Genomic DNA, 19,009 nt, shown 5'->3' with positions numbered 1-19,009 from the left:
TTAACGCTGCGAAGTTAGCCGGGGAGAATGAATACCGGGTAAACACGGGTTCCCTGGCAGTTTCCTGCCAGGATTTCCCAAATGCCTGCTCAATACGCGCAGCTCAGATGCGGGCTCGAACCGGCCGCAACAGAAACGCCGGAAGATGCGAATGATCGGCGGGCTCCGATTCGACCTCGCGCTGGGCGCGCCGCGGTTCGGGGCGACCGATCGAGGGGACGCGGGAAGCCGGCGCGGGGGCAGGAGGCGCGAACGATTCGGTCGATGCCTGCGGCTGCGGGGCGCGATTGCGGCCACCCCTGGGATGCCGTGGTTCCGAATGACGGGGTTCTGAATGACCGGGTTCGGAAGCCCTCGGCTCGGAATGCCTTGGTTCACCAGTTCTTGGCTCAGCAGTTCGCGGCTCGCGGTCGGCACCCTTGGCGTGCCGCGGTTCGCGTTCGCCGTGACGCGGTTCGCGCCGCGGCTTGCGGCCGCCGCGTGAACCGTCTCTCGCGCCTTCGCGGGAGCGATGCTCGCGCGGCTGGTCGCTGTCGCTGGACGCATCCGGGCTGACCGAATAGTCGCCCTCGGCGTGGGGAATCGGTTGGCCGATCAGCCTTTCGATCGCGGCGATCGACTTGGTATCGAGCGAGGTGACGATCGAGATCGCGGTGCCGGCACGGCCTGCGCGTCCGGTACGGCCGATGCGATGCACGTAATCGTCGGCGTGATGCGGAACGTCGAAATTGAAGACGTGGCTCACGATCGGAATGTCGAGGCCACGGGCGGCGACGTCGGAGGCCACCAGCAACGGGATTTCACCCTTGCGGAATTGGTCGAGCGCGGCGGTGCGGGCCGACTGGTCCATGTCGCCATGCAGGGCGCCGACACTGAAGCCGTGCTTTTGCAGCGACTTGTAAACGACGGCGACTTCACGCTTGCGATTGCAGAAGATGATCGCGTTCTGGAGGTCCTTGGCGTCGCGCAGCAGGCGGCGAAGGATATCGCGCTTGTCGTGCGCCTCGCGGCCGCCGGGGACCTGGAACTGCGATACGCCGACCGCCGCGGTGGCCGGCTTTGAGACTTCGATCCGCTCGGGGTTGTGCAGGAAGGATTCGGTGATGCGGCTGATTTCGGGCGGCATCGTCGCGGTGAAGAACAGCGTCTGGCGCGTGAACGGCACCAGCTTGCAGATGCGTTCGATGTCGGGAATGAAGCCCATGTCCAGCATGCGGTCGGCTTCGTCGATGACGAGCAGTTCGACGCCGGTGAGCAGGAGGCCGCCGCGCTCGGTGTGGTCGAGCAGCCGGCCCGGGGTTGCGATCAGCACGTCGACGCCACGCGTCAGTTTGGTGTCCTGGTCGCCGAACGAGACGCCGCCGATCAAAAGCGCCACGTTGAGCTTCTGGCCGATGCCGTATTTGTCGAAATTCTCTTTGACCTGTGCGGCGAGTTCGCGGGTCGGTTCGAGGATCAGGGTGCGGGGCATTCGTGCCCGGGCGCGGCCCTTTTCCAGCAAAGTGAGCATGGGCAGGACGAAGGCGGCGGTCTTGCCGGTGCCTGTCTGGGCGATGCCGAGAACGTCGCGGCGGGCCAGAACATGCGGGATCGCCTGTTCCTGAATGGGAGTAGGGGTGGTGTAACCCGTGGCCGCAACAGCGGCGAGGACCTTATCGGAAAGGCCGAGATGGGAAAAAGACATTGAGCCTCAAGTCGACACCGCCGTTCGGAATCGAGGGTAAAAAGGCTGTCGCGTTTTGCCCCGAAACGGCGCGCTTTTTGGAAGCTGGGGGCTCTGACTTACGCAGACGAGCGGCAAACCAGGGAATCGCGTTTCGATCCAAGGCCGCGTTGAAGCGAAACATAGGGGCGAAATGGCCAAAGTCAATCTGGCAACCGATCATATGGCCGAAAAAGCTTAATGTTTTCGCACAAATAACCGCAAAACCGTCATTTGGCCGTCAAACGACTGCACCGTTCTGTCAGCCGTTGAACCGCAGGACAGGGCCTGCCGACTATGGCATGTGGCGGTTGCGCGGGGTCCAAAGGCACGGGCTCCAAAGAACTTGGCCCGCAGGCCACAGGACTTTGAGTGCATTCGCGCAGACGAGGGATTTGATGACTGCCTGGCTTTCCAGACTGTTGGCCGCGACATGCATGGCGGCGGCGTGGCTCGCGCTCGCCGCACCTGCGCATGCCGAGAAGCGCGTCGCCCTGGTCGTCGGCAACAACGACTACAAGAACGTGCCGAAGCTGCAAAAGGCGGTCAACGACGCCCGCACCATGGGCGACACGCTCAAGCAACTCGGCTTCACCGTGATGGTGGCGGAGAACCAGAACCGGCAGGCGTTTTCCGAAACGTTGCTGGCGTTCGATCGCGCGGTCGGCCCCGGCGACACCGCGTTCTTCTTCTATGCCGGCCACGGTTTTGAGATCGCAGGCCAGAATTTTCTGCTGCCGACCGACGTGCCGGCCGCGACCGAAGGCCAGGAAGAGCTGGTGCGCGACGCTTCCGTTCTCGCCGACCGCGTCATCGAGCGGTTGCAGAACAAGAAGGTGCGGACCGCCATCCTGGTGTTCGACGCCTGCCGCAACAATCCATTCGAGCGCTCCGGTACCCGCGCGGTCGCCGGCGGCGGCGGGCTGGCGCCGATGACGCAATTGCCGGAAGGCGTGTTCTCGGTATTTTCGGCAGGTCCCCGGCAGACCGCGCTCGACCGGCTTTCCAACGACGACAACAATCCGAATTCGGTGTTCACGCGGACCTTTGCCAAGGAGCTGACGGAGCCCGGCGTGAACCTGGTCCAGGTCGCACAGCGCACGCGGCGCCTCGTCAGCGAGATGGCGGAGACCGTCCACCACAAGCAGATCCCGGTCTATTTCGACCAGATGGTCGACGACGTGTTTCTCAACGGCGCTTCGAAGGGGCCTGCGGACGCCGCGAAGCCGGCGGCGTCGCCGCAGCAGCTTGCGGCGCTGCCGCCGGTGCAGCGGCTCGCCCCGCAAAACGATTCCGTCAATGCGCCGATCGCCTCGTTCTCGCGCCACAATGGCGGCTGGAGCGTGGTGTTCTCGATCGCCGATCCGACGCTCGGCATTTCCTGGCGGATGGGGGAAGCCGGCGACTTCCGCGAAACCGGCTTCGTCGACACGCTCGATCCGCGCACCCGCAAACGGATGCCCAATCCGTCGATCGAGCTTCCGGCCGACGCGCCGGCGGCCACCATCCAGGTGCGCTATGTCGACACCAATGGCGAGACCCAGGGGCCGTTCCCGATCAGGTTCGATCCGGAAGCCGCCCTCATTCGCGACCAGCGCAAGATCCTCGACATGACCGCGACGAGCTGGCTGTCGTTTCGCGAATTCAACGGGCTTCTGGTCTATTACAGCCAGCTGATGTCGTTTCGCTGCGCGATCCGCGAAGCGCGGATCGGCATCGACAGCGCGGTGCCCGACAAGGTTCTGAAAATGCCGGCCTGCGATCCCAGGGATCCCAGCGCCATTCCGCACGACGCACTGCCGTACCTCAAGCTGGCGCCATCGACCAAATCGGTCTCGGTGGAATTGACCTACCGCGACGGCAGTGTGTCGGAGATCAAGACGTTTCGGCGCTAGACTCCGCCTAGCGCTGACGGTGCTGATCCCCCCGCGCATTCCCGCAGAGCGATGCGCCCGGCGTTGGGACCGAAAAAGCCGCGCGAGCGTTCCTAATCCGACGCGGATTGATCCCGTTCCCGCCATAAAAACCCTTCACGTTGGTGTGACAAAAAACGGGGGGACGATCATGCGGGCTCAGCCGGTTTGGAAGGATTCCGAAGCCGATCTTCGTGCTGAAATCGAACGGCTTCATTTTCGGCTTGCGGCGGTCAATGAAAAAATAGCTGATCTTGATAAGATACATCCGGAAGGCGCGGCGCTCGAAAGCCTGAGGGCCAGTGCGCTATTTCTGACTCGTCAAATAGATGAAATTCGCTGTTCAATCGCCGACGAGCAGTTGACAGGCTTGTTGGCAAGATAGCCGGCCGGTGGTTTCCCCCGCAGGGCGAGAGAGCGGACGCTGGCAGGGCGTCACTATTCCGCTTCCGCCTTTACCCCGACGCGAATATGCCGCCGATTGGACCTGTCGACCACGGATTATCGTCCGGGTAGACTGCCGCCGTTGTTGAACGGGGTGAAGCATGAAAGTGCGTTGCTGCATCGTCGGCGGCGGGCCGGCCGGGATGATGCTCGGCTATCTGCTCGGACGCGCCGGCATCGACGTCGTCGTGCTGGAAAAACATGCGGATTTCTTCCGCGATTTTCGCGGCGACACCGTGCATCCCTCGACCCTGCAGGTCATGGATGAACTCGGGTTGATCGACGGCTTCCTGAAACTGCCGCACCAGAAATTGCAGACGATGGACGGCATGTTCGGCGGAACCTCGGTCCGGATCGCCGATCTGAGCCGGCTCGACGTGAAATATCCCTTCATCGCCTTCATGCCGCAGTGGGATTTTCTCAACTTTCTGCGCGAGAGCGGCAAGCGGTTTGCTTCGCTGAAGGTGATGATGTCCGCCGAGGCGGTCGATCTGATCCATGACGGCAATCGCATCGCGGGCGTGAAGGTGAAGACGCCCGATGGCGTCGTCGATATCGAGGCCGATCTGACGGTTGCCTGCGACGGCCGCCATTCGCTGGTGCGCGAACGCGCGGGGCTTCCGATCGAGGAGATCGGCGCGCCGATGGACGTGTTGTGGTTTCGCGCCGGCAAGCGCGAGAACGAGAGCGAAAGCCTGTTTGCCCGCGTCGATCCCGGCAAGATGATGGTGACGTTCGATCGCGGCAGCTATTGGCAGTGCGCCTATGTGATCGCCAAGGGCCAGTACGACGCGGTGAAGGCGAGGGGACTGCCGGCGCTGCTCGACGATATCGCGCGGATGGCGCCGATTCTTGAATCCGGGCTGTCGGACGTAAAGAGCTGGGACGACGTCAAGCTGCTGACGGTTGCGATCAACCGGCTGCCGCGCTGGACGCGGCCGGGGCTGTTGTGCATCGGCGACGCTGCCCATGCGATGTCGCCGGTCGGCGGCGTCGGCGTCAATCTCGCGGTTCAGGATGCGGTGGCGACCGCCAATCTTCTGGCCTCGAAGCTCGCCAGCGGTTGCCCGTCGGAGGACGACCTGGACGCGGTGCGCAGGCGTCGCGCGTTTCCGGTGCGAGTGACGCAGCGAATGCAGGTCGTTGTCCAGAACAACATCATCACGTCAGCGCTCAAACCGGGTAATCAGCCGCTGCAGGCCCCGGCCGTTATCCGGCTGATCACCGCGATCCCCTGGCTGCAGGGCATTACCGCGCGGTTTGTCGGCCTCGGCGTCCGGCCCGAGCATGTGCAGTCGCCGGTTGCCGAAGGCGCCGGCGTCAGCCCATGATCGAGTAGCCGCCGTCGACGGGAATGGCGGTGCCGGTGACGAAGTCGGAGGCGGGGGAGGCCAGAAACACCGCGATCCCCGCGAAGTCGCCGATGGCGCCCCAGCGCGCTGCCGGCGTGCGCGTCAGCACCCGGTCGTGCAGGCCGTCGATCTCCTGGCGTGCGCGTTTGGTGAGATCGGTGTCGATCCAGCCCGGCAGCACCGCATTGGCCTGGATGTTGTCGCCAGCCCAGGCCACCGCGCAGGAACGCGTGAACTGAACGATGCCGCCCTTGCTCGCGGCATAGGCTGGCGCGAAGCTGGCGCCGAAGATCGACATCATCGATCCGATGTTGATGATCTTGCCGCCGCCCGCGGCCTTCATGGCAGGGTACACCGCCTGTGAGCACAGGAAGGCGCTGGTGAGATTGGTCGCTATCACGCTGTTCCACTCCGCGATGTCGAGCGCATGCGGCGGCTTGCGGATGTTGATGCCGGCATTGTTGACGAGGATATCGATGCGGCCGAGTTCGCCGGCCACGCGCGCGGTCATGGCCGCGACCGCTTCCTTGTCGGTGACGTCGGCGACCACGGAAATCGCCCTGGCGCCGCCTTGCGTGAGTTCGGCGGCCGCGGCTTCCGACTTGGCCTCGTTACGGCCGACGATCGCGATGGCAGCGCCGGCCGCCGCCAATCCCCTGGCCATGCCGAGCCCGATGCCGCCATTGCCGCCGGTGACGATGGCGACCTTGCCGGTGAGGTCGAATAGTCCTTCTTTCATGATTGTTATCCGTTACTTGCCGTCGGTCGTTAAAGGTTTGCGGTCAGCGGTTGCGTTCAGCGGTTTCCTTGCCAGATCAGGATCAGGCCGATGGCGCCCAGCAGCGCGCCATATCCGGCCCATTGTAGCTGGTTGATCATGAAGCTCGAGCGCGGCCAGGCGATGGCGCCGGTGCCCTGACCGATCCAGAGCAGCCCGATGGCGAGCGCGACAAAGCCTATGATCGAAAGCGATCTGGCCATGGACTTTCCCCCTGTTGCCGCTTTCGTTCGGTTACCCCAGCGAGCCGTTGCCCGGGGATCGCGTCGTCATCGATCGAATACAATGCGGAAGCGCGGGGCAAGGGCGGAATGATCACGGCGCCGCTTTGGCGGCCTGGATCGGCCTGCTGACCACCCGCAAGCCGGCAGCGTGCTTTCGAACCGCGGTCACGTCCGGGCACAAAAAAGCCCCGGACGATGCCGGGGCTTTTGAGTAGCTGATTTAGCTAGAGCTCAGTATTTCAAATCTCAGTACTTGGCTACGACCGGGCCGGTCCAGTTGAAGCGATAGACCAGCGAAGTCGAGATGGTCTGGTTCCAGGTGTTGAACCGGAGGTCGCGGCCGACAAGTGCGTTGGTGCCATCGACCAATTCGTTGACCGTCTTCCGGTCGTAAAAAGCCGAGCGATATTCGGTCTTCATGAACCAGCCCGGCGCGGAGATGCCGAAGATGTTCAGATTGTTTTCCACGCCACCGCCAATAAACCAGCCGTTCTTGTTGAAGCTGTTGGTATGGGCTCCGCCGGGAAGGCCGCCGAGGGTCATCAAGGTCGTACCCGCCCAATGGGAACCGGAGTAACCACCGTTCACATAGGAAAGAACATTCGGGGCCACCAGATAGCCGAGCCGTACGCCCGCCGCCCACGAGTCCTGCAGCTTTTCAGTTCCGGTCAACCCACCGATCGGGTCCTGAACAGTGCCCTTGATGCTGCCAAACTGGCCATCGCCAAAGATGCCGCCAACCCAGGTTCCGTTGAACTGCCAGTCATAACCGGCACCGACCGTGCCGAACCAGCCAGAACCACCCTGACGCTGGTTGATGGTGAGGGGAACCGCAGCTCCCGTGGTCTGAACATACTGATCAGCTGCCCACAGGCCGCCGCCGCCGCCGCCGAAAATGTAAAAGCCGGTCCAGCTCGGAGCCACTACCACCGGCGCGGGGGCCTTGGTGTAGCGGGGCGCCATGTCAGCCGCGACAGCCGATCCGGTCAATGCCGCCATTGCGGTCAGCGCGATCACAATCTTCTTCATGTCTAATCCCTCAATCTAGAAGCGCCGAATTCGACCGCTCTACGGGTGCGCGTGCACCGATTCCCGAAACCCAGTGCGGTGACTATACGCAGTTCCAGCCAAAATGCTGTTGCGGGGGGAGCACACCCGTCTGAAAACGAACCACCCGGAAATGCCGCAGAAACGGGCAGAATCCGGGCTTAATCTGCCTCCAAACGCACCAAATCGCGTGAAGAAGCCGGTTTCTGACGGGATCAGACGTCCAGCAGGTCGTCGCTGGCGAATTCGGCCTTGTCGGAGATGAAGGCGAAGCGCGCTTCGGCCTTGGTGCCCATCAGCCGTTCGACCGAATCGGCGGTGCCTTCGCGATCATCGGCCAGCAGCACCACGCGCAGCATGGTGCGCCGGGCCGGATCCATGGTGGTTTCCTTGAGCTGCGCCGGCATCATCTCGCCAAGACCTTTGAAGCGGCCGACATCGACCTTGGCATTGGCGTTGAACTCGCTTTTCAGCAGCGCTTCCTTGTGGGCGTCGTCGCGGGCGTAAACCGTCTTGCTGCCATGGGTGAGCCGATAGAGCGGCGGCACCGCGAGATAGAGATGGCCTTCGTCGATCAGCCGCGGTGTCTGGCGGTAGAAGAACGTGATCAGGAGCGAGGCGATATGTGCGCCGTCGACGTCGGCGTCGGTCATGATGATGATGCGCGAGTAGCGCAGGTCCTCTTCGCGGTAATGCGCGCCGGTGCCGCAGCCGATCGCCTGCATCAGGTCGGCGAGCTGGGCGTTGGCGGTGAGCTTGTCCTTGGTGGCGGAGGCGACGTTGAGGATCTTGCCGCGCAACGGCAGCACGGCCTGGGTCTTGCGGTCGCGTGCCTGCTTGGCGCTGCCGCCGGCCGAGTCACCTTCGACGATGAACAGTTCGGAGCCTTCGGTGGCGCTGTTGGTGCAGTCCGAAAGCTTGCCGGGAAGGCGCAGCTTCTTCACCGCGGTCTTGCGCGAGGTTTCCTTCTCGGCGCGGCGGCGCAGCCGTTCGTCGGCGCGCTCAATGACGAAATCCAGGAGCTTGTTGGCCTGCAGCGGATTGCCCGACAGCCAGTGGTCGAACGGGTCCTTGATCGCCTGTTCGACGATGCGCTGGGCCTCCGCGGTGGCCAGCCGGTCCTTGGTCTGGCCCTGGAATTCCGGTTCGCGCACGAACACCGAAAGCATCACGGCAGCACCCACCATCACGTCTTCCGAGGTGATGGAGGAGGCGCGCTTGCCCTGGCCGTTCCGCTCGGCATGGTCCTTCAGGCCGCGCAGCATGGCGCTGCGCATGCCGGATTCATGGGTGCCGCCATCCGGCGTCGGCACGGTGTTGCAGTAGGAAGAAAGGAAGCCGTCTGCATCCGCTGTCCATGCGACAGCCCATTCGCAGGCGCCGTGGGCGCCGTTGCGGCCGGATTTGCCGGAGAAGATATCCGGATGCACCAGCGTGTCGGCGTGAATGGCGGCGGCGAGATAATCCTTCAGGCCGCCGGGGAAGTGAAACTCGTCCTCCGCAGGGACGCCCTCGACGCCGCGCAGCAGTTCGGGATCGCAGCGCCAGCGGATTTTGACGCCGCCGAACAGATAGGCCTTCGAGCGCGCCATCTTGAACAGGCGCTGCGGCTTGAACACCGCCTTGGCGCCGAAAATCTCGGTATCCGGCTTGAAGCGGATGGTGGTGCCGCGGCGGTTGTTGATCTTGCCGAGGTCTTCGAGCTTGCCCTTGGGATGGCCCCGCTCAAAACTCATCCGGTAGAGCTTCTGGCTGCGCGCGACCTCGACTTCGAGCCGCGAGGAGAGGGCGTTGACCACGGACACGCCGACGCCGTGCAGACCGCCCGAGGTCTCGTAGACCTTGGAGTCGAACTTGCCGCCGGAATGCAGCGTGCACATGATGACTTCGAGCGCGGACTTCTTCGGAAATTTCGGATGCGGGTCGACGGGAATGCCGCGGCCGTTGTCGGTGACGGTCAGGAACCCGTCGGCGCCGAGCTCGACCTCGATGAAGGACGCGTGTCCCGCCAGCGCCTCGTCCATGGCGTTGTCGATGACTTCGGCGAACAGATGGTGCAGCGCCTTTTCGTCGGTTCCGCCGATATACATGCCGGGGCGGCGGCGCACCGGCTCGAGCCCTTCAAGCACCTCGATGTCGGCGGCGGTATAGGCTTCTTCGGCGCCACCCGAACGGGCGGCCGTCTTCGCGGGCGCGCGGCCCTTGGATTCCGGGGCCCCGAACAGATCGTTGGCGGCCTTCGCTTTGGCGTTTGATTTCAATGCTTTGGCCATGGTTCTTTATGTGTTGCGATGCGTCATCGCGCAGCGAATCGGTTTCCCTGACTATGCCACGGATGGGCCAAGAAAGTGACGGCAACCAAGGACAGCAGCTAGTGTGGCGCCTGTCCCCGGCGCGGTTCCTGCGCCCATATCAGGTCCTCGAGATGCGAAACAAGGCGATCACGCCCCGTGTCCGCCTTTGTGACTTGATGTCACGCAACCGGCTGGCGTACCTGTCCTGGGCTGTGAACCCGGGGCATACGGGGCGGGGAAGGCATTCAAGACATGGAAGATTTTGCGCGCGCCTTGACCGATTTCGTGCGCGATCATCAGGGCTGGGCCGCGCCGATCGTGCTGGCGCTGGCCTTCGGCGAGTCGCTGGCCTTCATCTCGCTGCTGATACCGGCCTGGGGCGCGCTGGTGGCGATCGGTGCCTTGATCGGTGTGACCGGCATCAGCTTCTGGCCGGTCTGGATCGCCGGCGGCATCGGCGCGGCACTTGGCGACTGGGTCTCCTACTGGTTCGGTTTCAAATACAAGGAACAGGTCGCCCAGATGTGGCCGCTGTCGCGCTTTCCCGAGATCCTGCCGCGCGGCGAGGCCTTCGTCAGGAAATGGGGCGTGCCTTCGATTTTCATCGGCCGGTTCTTCGGACCGCTGCGGGCTTCGGTGCCGCTCGCCGCCGGGATTTTCGAAATGTCCTACTGGCAATTCCAAGTCGCCAATTTCGTTTCGGCGCTGATCTGGTCGGCGGCGCTGCTGCTGTTCGGCGACGTGATCGGACAACTTGCCGAATGGCTGTGGCGGGTGGTCTGAAGAGGGCAAGGCAGGTTGCCCGGCGCCGTAGGTGGCCGTACGCGGTTGGCCAAGCCTGCCGTGCCTCATGGCCTACGCTGCGCGCCGTGTCCCGTCGGAGCGCGACTCGGTGTAACGCTTCAGCGCCTCGTACTCTTCCACCATCCGGCGCTGAAAACGCTCACGTTCAGCCTCGGATCCCGCGGTGTCGCGAAGCCAGCGGTAATGGTCGATGACCTTCTGATGACCCTGTATGATGAACGTGTCCAACTGAAACATGGCCGTCCTCTTAGGCCGCACTCTGATGAGTGGGATCAACTGCGGACAGTGTGAAGGGAAACGTCTCCCTGGCGAGAGCATCCATCGATGCTTGCTCTTGCTGAAGGCGGCGCTCGACATAGCTGCGTTCGAGCTCGCTCAGCCTGGTTGCAAGCAGCCGGCGGTAGCGATGGATATTGTTGCGGTGGGTTCGCAGACGGGCGAGGTTTTCATCGATCATCGTCGGCTCGGCTCCGTGACTGTCTCCAGCTTTTTCCTCGTGGTTTTGGGAAGGCCCGTTCCACGCCATGGCCTTCCCGGTCTTTCAAGTCACCTTTGGTCAGGCGGCCGCGCATCGCTCGGTTGAACGCAGCCGCATCGGCTTGCCGCCCGGTGGGTTGCGCGGGCCGCTGCCGTCCAGCGCGCAAAGCGCTTCGAGGATGTGGTCGATGTGCACCGGAGCTTTGAGACCGTCGGGGGCGCGCAACGCAGGGCAGGATGCGATGGCGGAAGCATCGGAAGCCCAGGAAGCAAGAATGGCTCGCTTTTCTGAAAGGCTGAGCGCCGGATCGGCGACGACATCGCGCGGATGCTCGAATACCGTGCCGGGATGCAAGAGGACGTTGAAATCGAAAACGTTGTCGTGAGCGGGCGTCGTCCGCATGAGTGCCTCCATTCATTGACGCTTGGGAGTGCCGCGCGAGAAATCCCGCGCGGCACAGGTTGGTCCAGGCCTCCGGTTCGTTACGCGGCCTTGGACTCGATCTGTGTGACCTTGCCGGGCGTTATCCCGTTGATCGCGATGCGGCGCGGCTTCATGGCCTCGGGAATCTCGCGCTGCAATTCGACGAGCAGCAGTCCGTCTTCGAACCGCGCGCCCTTGACCTCGACGTGGTCGGCAAGGGTGAATTGGCGCTTGAAGTTTCGGGTGGAGATGCCGCGATGCAGGAAGGTCTTTTCTTCCTTCTCGGCCTTTTTCCCTTCGAGGGTCAGCACGTTCTGCTCGGCGGTCAGCGTCACTTCGTCCGGCGTGTAGCCGGCAAGTGCCACCGAAATCTGGAAACGGTTCTCGTCGAGCCGTTCGATATTGTACGGGGGGAAGCTCTCTTCCGCGGTCCGCTGGACCTCGTCGAGAACGTTGAACAGGCGGTCGAAGCCGATAGTCGACCTCCACAGGGGAGTCCAATCATACCTCATAGCCAAATCCTCCTAAGAGCAAGATGGGTACGAGCCGGCGCCGGACACCTGCCGGCGCCCGCCTCAACTACGGGGCCCAAAGGCGCCCCGGCCGCACCAAGTGCGGCGATCGAAATAATTGGCAGGCCGGAAAAAAGTTCAAGAGGGTCCTGAAAAATTTTTAGGCCGCCGCCCAAACCGGTTAACAGCCACTTGGCAGCAGGGGGGGCGTAGGGGCGGAATAACGCGGCGAAACAGGGGTTAGCCGACAAGACAGCATCATCGCGTTGCGGGCGGAACGCTGCTAAAAATGGCGCGCGACGGCAACAGTGCGGGAAACAAGCCGCCGAGCGCATCCATCGTTTCAAAGGGAGGACACCATATGGAATTGACACGACGTCACGTTCTGGCCGGCGCGGCCGGCATCGCCACCGCGCCGCTGTTGCCGGCGATCTCCGCCAACGCGACTGCCCCGATGGCCGACAAGCAGGCGCCGAGCTTCTATCGCTACAAGGTGGGCGACATCGAGGTGAACCCCATTTTCGACGGCTCGACGACGTTTGCGCTTGCCGAAAGCTTTATCCCCAATGCCAAACTGGACGATGTCAAAGCCGCGCTCGACAAGGCCTTCCTGCCGCAGGACAAGATGACGCTCTTGTTCACGCCGCTTGCCATCAAGATGGGCGGCAAGGTGATTGTACTCGACACCGGCATGGGTCCCGACGGATTTGCCGCCAGCAAGGGCACTAACGGCCAGTTCCAGACCAATCTGATCGCTTCAGGGATACCGCTCGAGGCGGTCGATACCGTCGTGATCTCGCATTTCCATGGCGATCATATCAACGGGTTGTTGAACGCGGACGGCAAGCTCGCATTCCCGAACGCGGAAGTGCTGGTGCCGGCCGTGGAATGGAAATATTTCATGGATGACGGCGAGATGAGCCGTGCGCCGGAAGGTCGGATGCAGACTGTTTTCAAGAACGCCCGGCGCGTCCTCGAAGCAGGACTGAACAAAAAGGCGACGCCGTACGAGTGGGGCAAGGAGGTCGTGCCGGGATTGCTGGCGATGGAAACTCCCGGTCATACGCCCGGACATACTTCCTATGTGCTGTCTTCCGGCGCCGACAAGGTCTTCATCCAGTCCGACGTCACCAATCATCCGGCGCTGTTCGTCGCCAATCCGGGCTGGCGGGCGTTCTTCGACCAGGATGCGGCGATGGCTGAAGCCACGCGCCGCAAAGTCTACGACATGCTGGCCGCCGAAAAAATGCGGGTTCAGGGCTTCCACTACCCGTTCCCGGGCCTCGGCAACATCGTCAAGGAAGGCAGTGGTTACCGGCTGGTGCCGGCCCAATGGAGCCCGGTGATCTGACGCGAGGAGCGTCATTCCGGGGGCGCCTGCTTTGCTTGCGCTCCATCCCGGAATGACAGCTATAACTTGACGAAAATCGGGCGCGGCCTTATAGCCGCGCCCATGATCAACGCCTTGACCATTCTGACCGCCCGCCGCCGCCGCATTCTCGCGGTATGGGCGGACGTCTGCGTTTAGATTGTCGCCCCTGCCGCCGGATCCGGTCCCGCGGCTTTTCCTTTTCCAAAAACGCGGTCTGATCTGGCGGCTCCTACGTTAAGCAGGAGTTCCAAATGTATACGCCTCCGATGTTCAAGTCCGACCGCGCCGCAAGCCTTGCGTTTGCGGAAGCGCGCGGCTTTGGCCTGGCCTGCGCGTGGGATGGCATCAAGCCGATTGCCTCGTCGCTGCCGTTCTATCTTTCCTTTGCCGATGACGGCACGCCGCGCGCGGCGTTTCATGTTGCCCGCAACAATCCGCTGATAAAACTGGCCGACGGGACCACATCCTGGCTGCTGGCCGTCAGTGGCGCGGATGCCTATGTGTCGCCGGACTGGTATGTCTCGCCGGACCAAGTGCCGACCTGGCTCTACCAGGCGGTGCATCTGACGGGCACGGTGCGGCGACTGTCCGACGACGAACTCGCTGAGCAGATCGAGACGCTCAGCGCCAAGTTCGAGGGGCGGCTGTTGCCGAAGAAGCCCTGGGTGTCGTCGAAGATGACCGCCGGGCGGCTTGAGGCGATGAAGAAGGCGATCGTGGGTATGGTGATGACGGTGGAAGAGATCGAAGGCAGCTTCAAGCTGAACCAGCACAAGTCGGACGCCGATTATACCGCGCTGACCGAAGCGTTGGCCACGCAGCCCGACGCCGATGCGCGAGTGATCGCTAGCCTGATGCGCGAGCAGCGCCCGCTGGCGTTCCCGGCCAATGCCCCACAAACCGATTCAACGATTTCCCCCGAAAGGAATGCGACATGACCGTTTCCGACACCAAGCTGCCGAAAGGCCAGGTCCAGACCAGCGGCGCCGCGAAGAAGCCCGTCGTGTTCGTTGACGGCGGCTCCGGGACGACGGGCCTCGGCATTGCCGAGCGGCTCAGCGCGCAGAACGACGTGGCGGTCGCAAGCATCGCCGACGACAAGCGCAAGGATCCGGAGGCGAAGAAGGCGCTGATGAAGGAGGTGGATCTCGTGATCCTCTGCCTGCCGGATGACGCCGCCAAGGAGACGGTCAAGCTGATCGACAGCCTCGGCGCTGCGGCGCCCAAGGTGCTGGACGCGTCGACCGCCTTTCGCGTTGCGCCCGACTGGGCCTACGGCTTTCCGGAACTCGCCGCCGACCAGGTCGACAAGATCCGCAACGCCCGGAAGGTCTCGAATCCCGGCTGCTATCCGACCGGTGCGATCGCATTGTTGCGGCCGCTGGTCGATGCCGGCCTCGTAGCTGCGGATTATCCCATCACCATCAATGCGGTGAGCGGTTATTCGGGGGGCGGCAAGACGATGATCGCGAGTTTCGAAGACGGCACCGCGCCGGCGTTCGAGCTTTATGGTCTGGGTTTTGAGCACAAGCATCTGCCGGAGACGCAGCTTTACTCGCATCTGACGCGACGGCCGATCTTCGTGCCGTCGGTCGGCAACTACCGGCAGGGCATGCTGGTGTCGGTACCGCTGCATCTCGACACGCTGCCCGGCAAGCCTGACGGTGCCGCCCTTCACGCGGCGCTGGCGAAGCGTTACGTCGGGAGCAAATACGTCTCGGTCAAACCGCTCGACGACGCGACCAGGAATGGAAAGCTCGAGCCGGAGGCGCTCAACGAGACCAATATGCTCGAGCTCTATGTCTTTGCCAGCGAGAAGCACCGGCAGGCGGTTCTGATCGCGCGGCTCGACAATCTCGGCAAGGGTGCGTCCGGTGCGGCGGTGCAGAACATGCGGCTGATGCTCGGGATTGCGGACTGTTAAGGAAGCCTGCCAGTGGACCACGACACGCTGCAATTCTACCGGCGCAATGCCGAGGCCTATGCGCAGCGCGAGATCACCTCGCGCCAGGCGCGGATGGCGCGTTTTCTCGGACTGCTGTCGCCCGGTGCCAAAATCCTGGAGCTTGGATGCGGCGCCGGCGGCGATTCCGCCGAAATGCTCGCGAGCGGCTTCGACGTTCGCGCGACCGACGGGTCGCCGGAACTGGCCGACATCGCCGCGAAGCGCCTCGGCCGTCCGGTCGAGACGCTGCTGTTTCAGGACGTGAATGAAGTCGAGGCCTACGACGCGGTCTGGGCCAATGCATGCCTGCTGCACGTTCCCCGCGAGCAACTTGCCGACGTACTGGCGCTGATCTGGCGCGCGCTGAAGCCCGCCGGATATTTCTACGCCAGCTACAAGGCCGGCGATGCCGACGGGCGCGATACACTTAATCGCTACTACAACTATCCGTCACTTGAATGGCTGCGCGCCACCTACGCGCAGGCAGGGAAGTGGAGTTCGCTGGCGATCGAGAGCGGCGAAGTCAAAGGCTTCGACGACAAACAGGCTTCGATGCTGTTTGTTGTCGCCCGCAAGGGCGGCTGAGCAAGGAAGCCTGAATTCGTCTCAGACGATCTTGAAGATCGCCAGCGCCAGCACGCCTTGCGCGATGAAGCCGACGACGAAGGCCAGCGTGCGAAATACCGGCAGGCCGAGCGTGTAGACGATCAGGTGTGCGACGCGGGACCAGAAATACACCGCGCAGGCGAGCACCGTCCATTTGGTCGAATAGTCGGCCGCGTTGAGGATCAGCACCAGCGGCGCGAAGATGATGAGGTTCTCGACCGCATTGTCGTGCGCGAACAGCAGCCGGTTGGCCCAGTCCGCAAGCGGCTTGTCGTTGCGCGACGGGTTGGCCATGGCGCCGCCGAGGCCGCGCACCTGACAGCGATTGAGCACGTAGGGGATCCACAGCAGGCCGGTCAAAATCACGGTCAGAGTCAGCCAGAACAGTTCACGCGTCATTGGTTCCCCCTCAACTGAATTCGAATCCCGGCGCGGGATGATTGTTTATAACCAAGTCTGCGCGTCAGTGCTACGCGCGAACCCGGACATAGCTCCCGGGCGCGTCCTCGATCGGCGGCATCGCTTCGGAGCCGACCGCGCGCGCCGGCACACGCTCGGCGTCGAGGCCTTCCAGCCATTGCTGCCAGTCGGGCCACCACGATCCCTTGTGCTCGGTGGCACCCTTGATCCAGTCGGCCAACTTGATGTCCTTGATGTTGTCGTTGGTCCAGTACTGGTACTTGCCGCCCGCCGGCGGGTTGACCACACCGGCGATATGGCCCGACCCCGACAGCACATATTTGACCGGGCCGCCGAAGAACTGCGAGCCGTAGAGCACTGAATCCGCCGGCGCGATGTGATCCTCGCGCGTCGCCAGATTGTAGACGGGCACCTTGACCTTCGAGAGGTCGAGCAGCGTGTTGTCGAGCACCATGCTGCCGGTCGACAGCCGGTTCTCCAGATAGCAGTTGCGCAGATAGAACGAATGATTGGCGGCCGGCATCCGCGTGGCGTCGGAATTCCAGTGCAGCAGGTCGAAGGCGGAGGGCGTCTGTCCCTTCAGGTAGTTGCTGACGACATAGGACCAGATCAGGTCGTTCGATCGCAGCATGTTGAAGGCCATCGCCATCTTGCCGCCGTCGAGCACGCCGGCCGCCTGCATGTCGCGTTCCAGCGCCGAGAGCTGGTCCTCGTCGACGAACACCAGCAGATCGCCGGCATGGGTGAAATCGACCTGGGCGGCAAAGAACGTCGCTGACGTGACGCGCTGGCGGCGCTTCTCCGCGAGATAGGCCAGCGTCGAGGCGAGCAGGGTGCCGCCGACGCAATAGCCGGCGGTGTGCACCTTCAGTTCGCCCGTCACCTTCTCGATCACGTCCATCGCGGTCAGCGGGCCTTCGGCCATGTAATCGGCCCAGGTCTTCTTTCCGAGTTCCTTGTCCGGGTTGACCCAGGAGATCACGAACACGGTGATGCCCTGATCGACGCACCACTTGATGTAGGATTTTTCCGGCTTGAGATCGAGAATGTAGAACTTGTTGATCCATGGCGGCACGATCAGGAGCGGCGTGCGCAGCACGGTCTCCGTGGCCGGGGTGTACTGGATCAGTTGCATCAGCTCGTTCTGGAAGATCACCTTGCCGGGTGTCGTCGCCATGTTGACGCCGACGACGAGGTTCGACGGATCGGACTGGCGGATGCGCAGCGTGCCGTGTCCGGCCTCGATATCTTCCGCCAGCATCTTCATGCCGCGAACCAGGTTGCCGCCGTTCGAGGCCAGCGTCTCGCGCAGCACTTCCGGATTGGTGAAGACGAAATTCGACGGCGCGATCGCGTTGGTGATCTGCTGGACGTAGAATTCGGCCTTCTTGCGGGTGTGCGGGTCGACGCCTTCGGCGTTCTTCACCAGTTCCTGCGCCCACTGCGTGGTGAGCAGATAAAGCTGCAGCACGAAGTCGAAGAACTGGTTCGTCCGCCACTCCGGATCCTTGAAGCGCTTGTCGCGCGGCGACGGTTCGATCGCCGGCTTCGTCTCTTCGCCGGCCATGCGGCGCACCGCCGAACCCCAGAGATCGAGATAGGCCTTCGCCATCTTGCTCTGCAGATCCGACACGCGGTTCTGGTCGGACAGCCAGTATTCGGCGACCGTAGAGAAAGTCTTGATGACTTCGCTGATTTCGTTCGGCGGCTTGTCTTTCGCCTCGCCGTTCTCGCGCGGCTTGAGATAGGCCGCGAGCGCCTGGCCGCTGGTCTCCATCGCCTTCGCGATATTCATGGCGAAGGCTTCGGCGTTGAACGCTTTCGGAGCCTGGGTTTCGGTGTTAACTTCGGTCATGATGGGGACACTATAACTTCATTTCGGGTTCGTCACCGCGTCGATTGGCGCCAACGGGCTCGGGGTTAACCTTGGGGTTAACCTTGGGGTTAATCCTGCTGCAGTGCGATACGATTTCGCCGTTCTGACACATTGAAGCCTCACCGGTCGGATTGGCTGTTTGGGCTTTAATCGTTTCGGACGACAATTATTTGAACGGTTGAAGGTTGCGGCTGAATGGATGCAGCCGCGCAACTTTTGCTCTGCAAGGCTCGTACCAGTGAGACGGAAACGTCCGCGGTGTGCAGTCAGCAAGATGCACGTGGCGGGACAAGAATCAGGGGACTTCCGGACGGATGCCGGTGGATCGGACGATAAGGCTGTTGTCGATGGCGGCGCTGTTTGCATCGGCGCTGGCGATCGGCGGGTGCTCGACGCAGATCGCCGATATGCCCGGCGTCGGCTTGCCCACCGATGCGCCGCAGCGTCCGAAGGAGGCCGGCGCCTATCTTCCGGTCCACGACCTGCCGCCGGACCGCGAGGAGGCGGCGATGAAGCCCGCCGAGCTGGCCAAAATTCAGGCAGAACTGGTGGCCGCCCGCGACCGGCAGGCCTCCACCGGCACCGCGCCAAAAACCGGCACAAAATGAGCTTCTTGTTTTGACGCGTTTTCTTGACGCGAACCGGTGTCCCCTTCGCTCGAAAACGCTCTAATCGCTGGCGCTGCCCGGCTCCCGTGATAAAAAGAACCCCAATTCAACCGCATAGCGGGTCCGGAGCCTGGACCTTGCGCCTGAATTCGCTCTAAATCATTGATTAAGCGCGACTTCTGGACGAAACCGAATTCGGTTTCGCAACGCC

At 62.9% G+C, this 19,009-nt stretch carries 20 protein-coding genes; 9 read left to right on the top strand and 11 right to left on the bottom strand.

Annotated elements, in window-relative coordinates:
• Window positions 1-103 precede the first annotated feature (103 nt).
• A complete protein-coding gene (locus BLR13_RS38535; protein ID WP_074829117.1) occupies window positions 104-1,684 on the bottom strand; it encodes a DEAD/DEAH box helicase in 1,581 nt (526 codons plus the stop codon).
• Between the two features lie 416 nt (window positions 1,685-2,100).
• Here BLR13_RS38535 and BLR13_RS38530 point away from each other — a divergent pair, with 416 nt between their 5' ends.
• From BLR13_RS38530 to BLR13_RS38520, 3 genes are all read left to right on the top strand, one after another.
• Window positions 2,101-3,597 (top strand): caspase family protein, encoded by a 1,497-nt coding sequence (locus tag BLR13_RS38530; RefSeq protein ID WP_074829124.1) that lies wholly within the window; start codon window positions 2,101-2,103, stop codon window positions 3,595-3,597.
• Window positions 3,598-3,766: 169 nt separating this feature from the next.
• On the top strand, window positions 3,767-4,000 hold the full coding sequence (locus BLR13_RS40895; RefSeq protein WP_074829127.1) for a hypothetical protein: 234 nt from the start codon (window positions 3,767-3,769) through the stop codon (window positions 3,998-4,000).
• Window positions 4,001-4,160: 160 nt separating this feature from the next.
• On the top strand, window positions 4,161-5,390 hold the full coding sequence (locus tag BLR13_RS38520) for an FAD-dependent oxidoreductase (protein WP_074829131.1): 1,230 nt from the start codon (window positions 4,161-4,163) through the stop codon (window positions 5,388-5,390).
• Here BLR13_RS38520 and BLR13_RS38515 read toward each other — a convergent pair.
• The 4 genes from BLR13_RS38515 to parE form a co-directional block, all read right to left on the bottom strand.
• The gene (locus BLR13_RS38515) at window positions 5,380-6,150 is read right to left on the bottom strand and encodes an SDR family NAD(P)-dependent oxidoreductase (protein WP_074829136.1); all 771 of its coding nucleotides are present in this window, start codon (window positions 6,148-6,150) and stop codon (window positions 5,380-5,382) included. The genes BLR13_RS38520 and BLR13_RS38515 overlap by 11 nt on opposite strands.
• A 56-nt stretch (window positions 6,151-6,206) precedes the next feature.
• Complete coding sequence (locus BLR13_RS38510) at window positions 6,207-6,392, bottom strand: hypothetical protein (RefSeq protein WP_074829138.1); 186 nt, start codon at window positions 6,390-6,392, stop codon at window positions 6,207-6,209.
• A gap of 267 nt (window positions 6,393-6,659) precedes the next feature.
• Window positions 6,660-7,442, bottom strand: coding sequence for an outer membrane protein (locus BLR13_RS38505; protein ID WP_074829141.1), 783 nt, complete (start codon window positions 7,440-7,442; stop codon window positions 6,660-6,662).
• Window positions 7,443-7,675: 233 nt separating this feature from the next.
• A complete protein-coding gene (gene parE, locus BLR13_RS38500) occupies window positions 7,676-9,733 on the bottom strand; it encodes a DNA topoisomerase IV subunit B (RefSeq protein WP_074829142.1) in 2,058 nt (685 codons plus the stop codon).
• Window positions 9,734-10,006: 273 nt separating this feature from the next.
• Here parE and BLR13_RS38495 point away from each other — a divergent pair, with 273 nt between their 5' ends.
• A complete protein-coding gene (locus tag BLR13_RS38495) occupies window positions 10,007-10,537 on the top strand; it encodes a DedA family protein (RefSeq protein WP_074829144.1) in 531 nt (176 codons plus the stop codon).
• Window positions 10,538-10,609: 72 nt separating this feature from the next.
• Here the strand turns inward: BLR13_RS38495 and BLR13_RS38490 are convergent, their stop codons facing one another.
• From BLR13_RS38490 to BLR13_RS38475, 4 genes are all read right to left on the bottom strand, one after another.
• On the bottom strand, window positions 10,610-10,795 hold the full coding sequence (locus BLR13_RS38490; RefSeq protein WP_074829147.1) for a hypothetical protein: 186 nt from the start codon (window positions 10,793-10,795) through the stop codon (window positions 10,610-10,612).
• Between the two features lie 10 nt (window positions 10,796-10,805).
• Window positions 10,806-11,015, bottom strand: coding sequence for a hypothetical protein (locus tag BLR13_RS38485; RefSeq protein WP_074832226.1), 210 nt, complete (start codon window positions 11,013-11,015; stop codon window positions 10,806-10,808).
• 99 nt (window positions 11,016-11,114) lie between these two features.
• Window positions 11,115-11,438 carry a hypothetical protein gene (locus tag BLR13_RS38480; protein WP_074832229.1) on the bottom strand — a complete coding sequence of 108 codons (324 nt, stop codon included), beginning with the start codon at window positions 11,436-11,438 and terminating at the stop codon, window positions 11,115-11,117.
• A gap of 80 nt (window positions 11,439-11,518) precedes the next feature.
• Window positions 11,519-11,971: an Hsp20 family protein gene (locus BLR13_RS38475; RefSeq protein WP_074829149.1), complete on the bottom strand. Its 453-nt coding sequence runs from the start codon at window positions 11,969-11,971 to the stop codon at window positions 11,519-11,521.
• A 361-nt stretch (window positions 11,972-12,332) separates the two neighbouring features.
• On the opposite strand from BLR13_RS38475, the gene BLR13_RS38470 reads away from it, so the two are divergent.
• The 4 genes from BLR13_RS38470 (at window position 12,333) to BLR13_RS38455 (ending at window position 15,873) form a co-directional block, all read left to right on the top strand.
• Window positions 12,333-13,322, top strand: a complete 990-nt coding sequence (locus BLR13_RS38470) for an MBL fold metallo-hydrolase (protein ID WP_074832231.1) — start codon at window positions 12,333-12,335, stop codon at window positions 13,320-13,322.
• Between the two features lie 272 nt (window positions 13,323-13,594).
• Window positions 13,595-14,281 (top strand): FMN-binding negative transcriptional regulator, encoded by a 687-nt coding sequence (locus tag BLR13_RS38465; RefSeq protein ID WP_074829152.1) that lies wholly within the window; start codon window positions 13,595-13,597, stop codon window positions 14,279-14,281.
• On the top strand, window positions 14,278-15,267 hold the full coding sequence (gene argC / locus BLR13_RS38460) for an N-acetyl-gamma-glutamyl-phosphate reductase (RefSeq protein WP_074829156.1): 990 nt from the start codon (window positions 14,278-14,280) through the stop codon (window positions 15,265-15,267). The genes BLR13_RS38465 and argC overlap by 4 nt, the downstream gene beginning before the upstream one ends.
• A 12-nt stretch (window positions 15,268-15,279) precedes the next feature.
• Window positions 15,280-15,873 (top strand): class I SAM-dependent methyltransferase, encoded by a 594-nt coding sequence (locus BLR13_RS38455; protein WP_074829158.1) that lies wholly within the window; start codon window positions 15,280-15,282, stop codon window positions 15,871-15,873.
• A gap of 21 nt (window positions 15,874-15,894) precedes the next feature.
• Here BLR13_RS38455 and BLR13_RS38450 read toward each other — a convergent pair whose 3' ends face one another.
• A complete protein-coding gene (locus tag BLR13_RS38450; protein ID WP_074829161.1) occupies window positions 15,895-16,293 on the bottom strand; it encodes an MAPEG family protein in 399 nt (132 codons plus the stop codon).
• 70 nt (window positions 16,294-16,363) lie between these two features.
• The gene (locus BLR13_RS38445) at window positions 16,364-18,169 is read right to left on the bottom strand and encodes a PHA/PHB synthase family protein (protein ID WP_074829164.1); all 1,806 of its coding nucleotides are present in this window, start codon (window positions 18,167-18,169) and stop codon (window positions 16,364-16,366) included.
• 368 nt (window positions 18,170-18,537) lie between these two features.
• Between BLR13_RS38445 and BLR13_RS38440 the strand changes: the two genes are divergently transcribed.
• On the top strand, window positions 18,538-18,798 hold the full coding sequence (locus BLR13_RS38440; protein ID WP_244525029.1) for a hypothetical protein: 261 nt from the start codon (window positions 18,538-18,540) through the stop codon (window positions 18,796-18,798).
• Window positions 18,799-19,009 lie beyond the last annotated feature (211 nt).

Origin of the sequence: Bradyrhizobium ottawaense, assembly GCF_900099825.1 — a bacterium.
GTDB lineage: Bacteria > Pseudomonadota > Alphaproteobacteria > Rhizobiales > Xanthobacteraceae > Bradyrhizobium > Bradyrhizobium ottawaense_A.
This window is presented reverse-complemented; position numbering and strand designations above follow the sequence as displayed.

What these genes read in the sequence shown, in the direction of transcription:
- BLR13_RS38535 (WP_074829117.1), bottom strand. Translation starts at nt 1,684, where the DNA reads ATGTCTTTTTCCCATCTCGGCCTTTCCGATAAGGTCCTCGCCGCTGTT.
- BLR13_RS38530 (WP_074829124.1), top strand. Translation starts at nt 2,101, where the DNA reads ATGACTGCCTGGCTTTCCAGACTGTTGGCCGCGACATGCATGGCGGCG.
- BLR13_RS40895 (WP_074829127.1), top strand. Translation starts at nt 3,767, where the DNA reads ATGCGGGCTCAGCCGGTTTGGAAGGATTCCGAAGCCGATCTTCGTGCT.
- BLR13_RS38520 (WP_074829131.1), top strand. Translation starts at nt 4,161, where the DNA reads ATGAAAGTGCGTTGCTGCATCGTCGGCGGCGGGCCGGCCGGGATGATG.
- BLR13_RS38515 (WP_074829136.1), bottom strand. Translation starts at nt 6,150, where the DNA reads ATGAAAGAAGGACTATTCGACCTCACCGGCAAGGTCGCCATCGTCACC.
- BLR13_RS38510 (WP_074829138.1), bottom strand. Translation starts at nt 6,392, where the DNA reads ATGGCCAGATCGCTTTCGATCATAGGCTTTGTCGCGCTCGCCATCGGG.
- BLR13_RS38505 (WP_074829141.1), bottom strand. Translation starts at nt 7,442, where the DNA reads ATGAAGAAGATTGTGATCGCGCTGACCGCAATGGCGGCATTGACCGGA.
- parE (WP_074829142.1), bottom strand. Translation starts at nt 9,733, where the DNA reads ATGGCCAAAGCATTGAAATCAAACGCCAAAGCGAAGGCCGCCAACGAT.
- BLR13_RS38495 (WP_074829144.1), top strand. Translation starts at nt 10,007, where the DNA reads ATGGAAGATTTTGCGCGCGCCTTGACCGATTTCGTGCGCGATCATCAG.
- BLR13_RS38490 (WP_074829147.1), bottom strand. Translation starts at nt 10,795, where the DNA reads ATGTTTCAGTTGGACACGTTCATCATACAGGGTCATCAGAAGGTCATC.
- BLR13_RS38485 (WP_074832226.1), bottom strand. Translation starts at nt 11,015, where the DNA reads ATGATCGATGAAAACCTCGCCCGTCTGCGAACCCACCGCAACAATATC.
- BLR13_RS38480 (WP_074832229.1), bottom strand. Translation starts at nt 11,438, where the DNA reads ATGCGGACGACGCCCGCTCACGACAACGTTTTCGATTTCAACGTCCTC.
- BLR13_RS38475 (WP_074829149.1), bottom strand. Translation starts at nt 11,971, where the DNA reads ATGAGGTATGATTGGACTCCCCTGTGGAGGTCGACTATCGGCTTCGAC.
- BLR13_RS38470 (WP_074832231.1), top strand. Translation starts at nt 12,333, where the DNA reads ATGGAATTGACACGACGTCACGTTCTGGCCGGCGCGGCCGGCATCGCC.
- BLR13_RS38465 (WP_074829152.1), top strand. Translation starts at nt 13,595, where the DNA reads ATGTATACGCCTCCGATGTTCAAGTCCGACCGCGCCGCAAGCCTTGCG.
- argC (WP_074829156.1), top strand. Translation starts at nt 14,278, where the DNA reads ATGACCGTTTCCGACACCAAGCTGCCGAAAGGCCAGGTCCAGACCAGC.
- BLR13_RS38450 (WP_074829161.1), bottom strand. Translation starts at nt 16,293, where the DNA reads ATGACGCGTGAACTGTTCTGGCTGACTCTGACCGTGATTTTGACCGGC.
- BLR13_RS38445 (WP_074829164.1), bottom strand. Translation starts at nt 18,169, where the DNA reads ATGACCGAAGTTAACACCGAAACCCAGGCTCCGAAAGCGTTCAACGCC.
- BLR13_RS38440 (WP_244525029.1), top strand. Translation starts at nt 18,538, where the DNA reads ATGGCGGCGCTGTTTGCATCGGCGCTGGCGATCGGCGGGTGCTCGACG.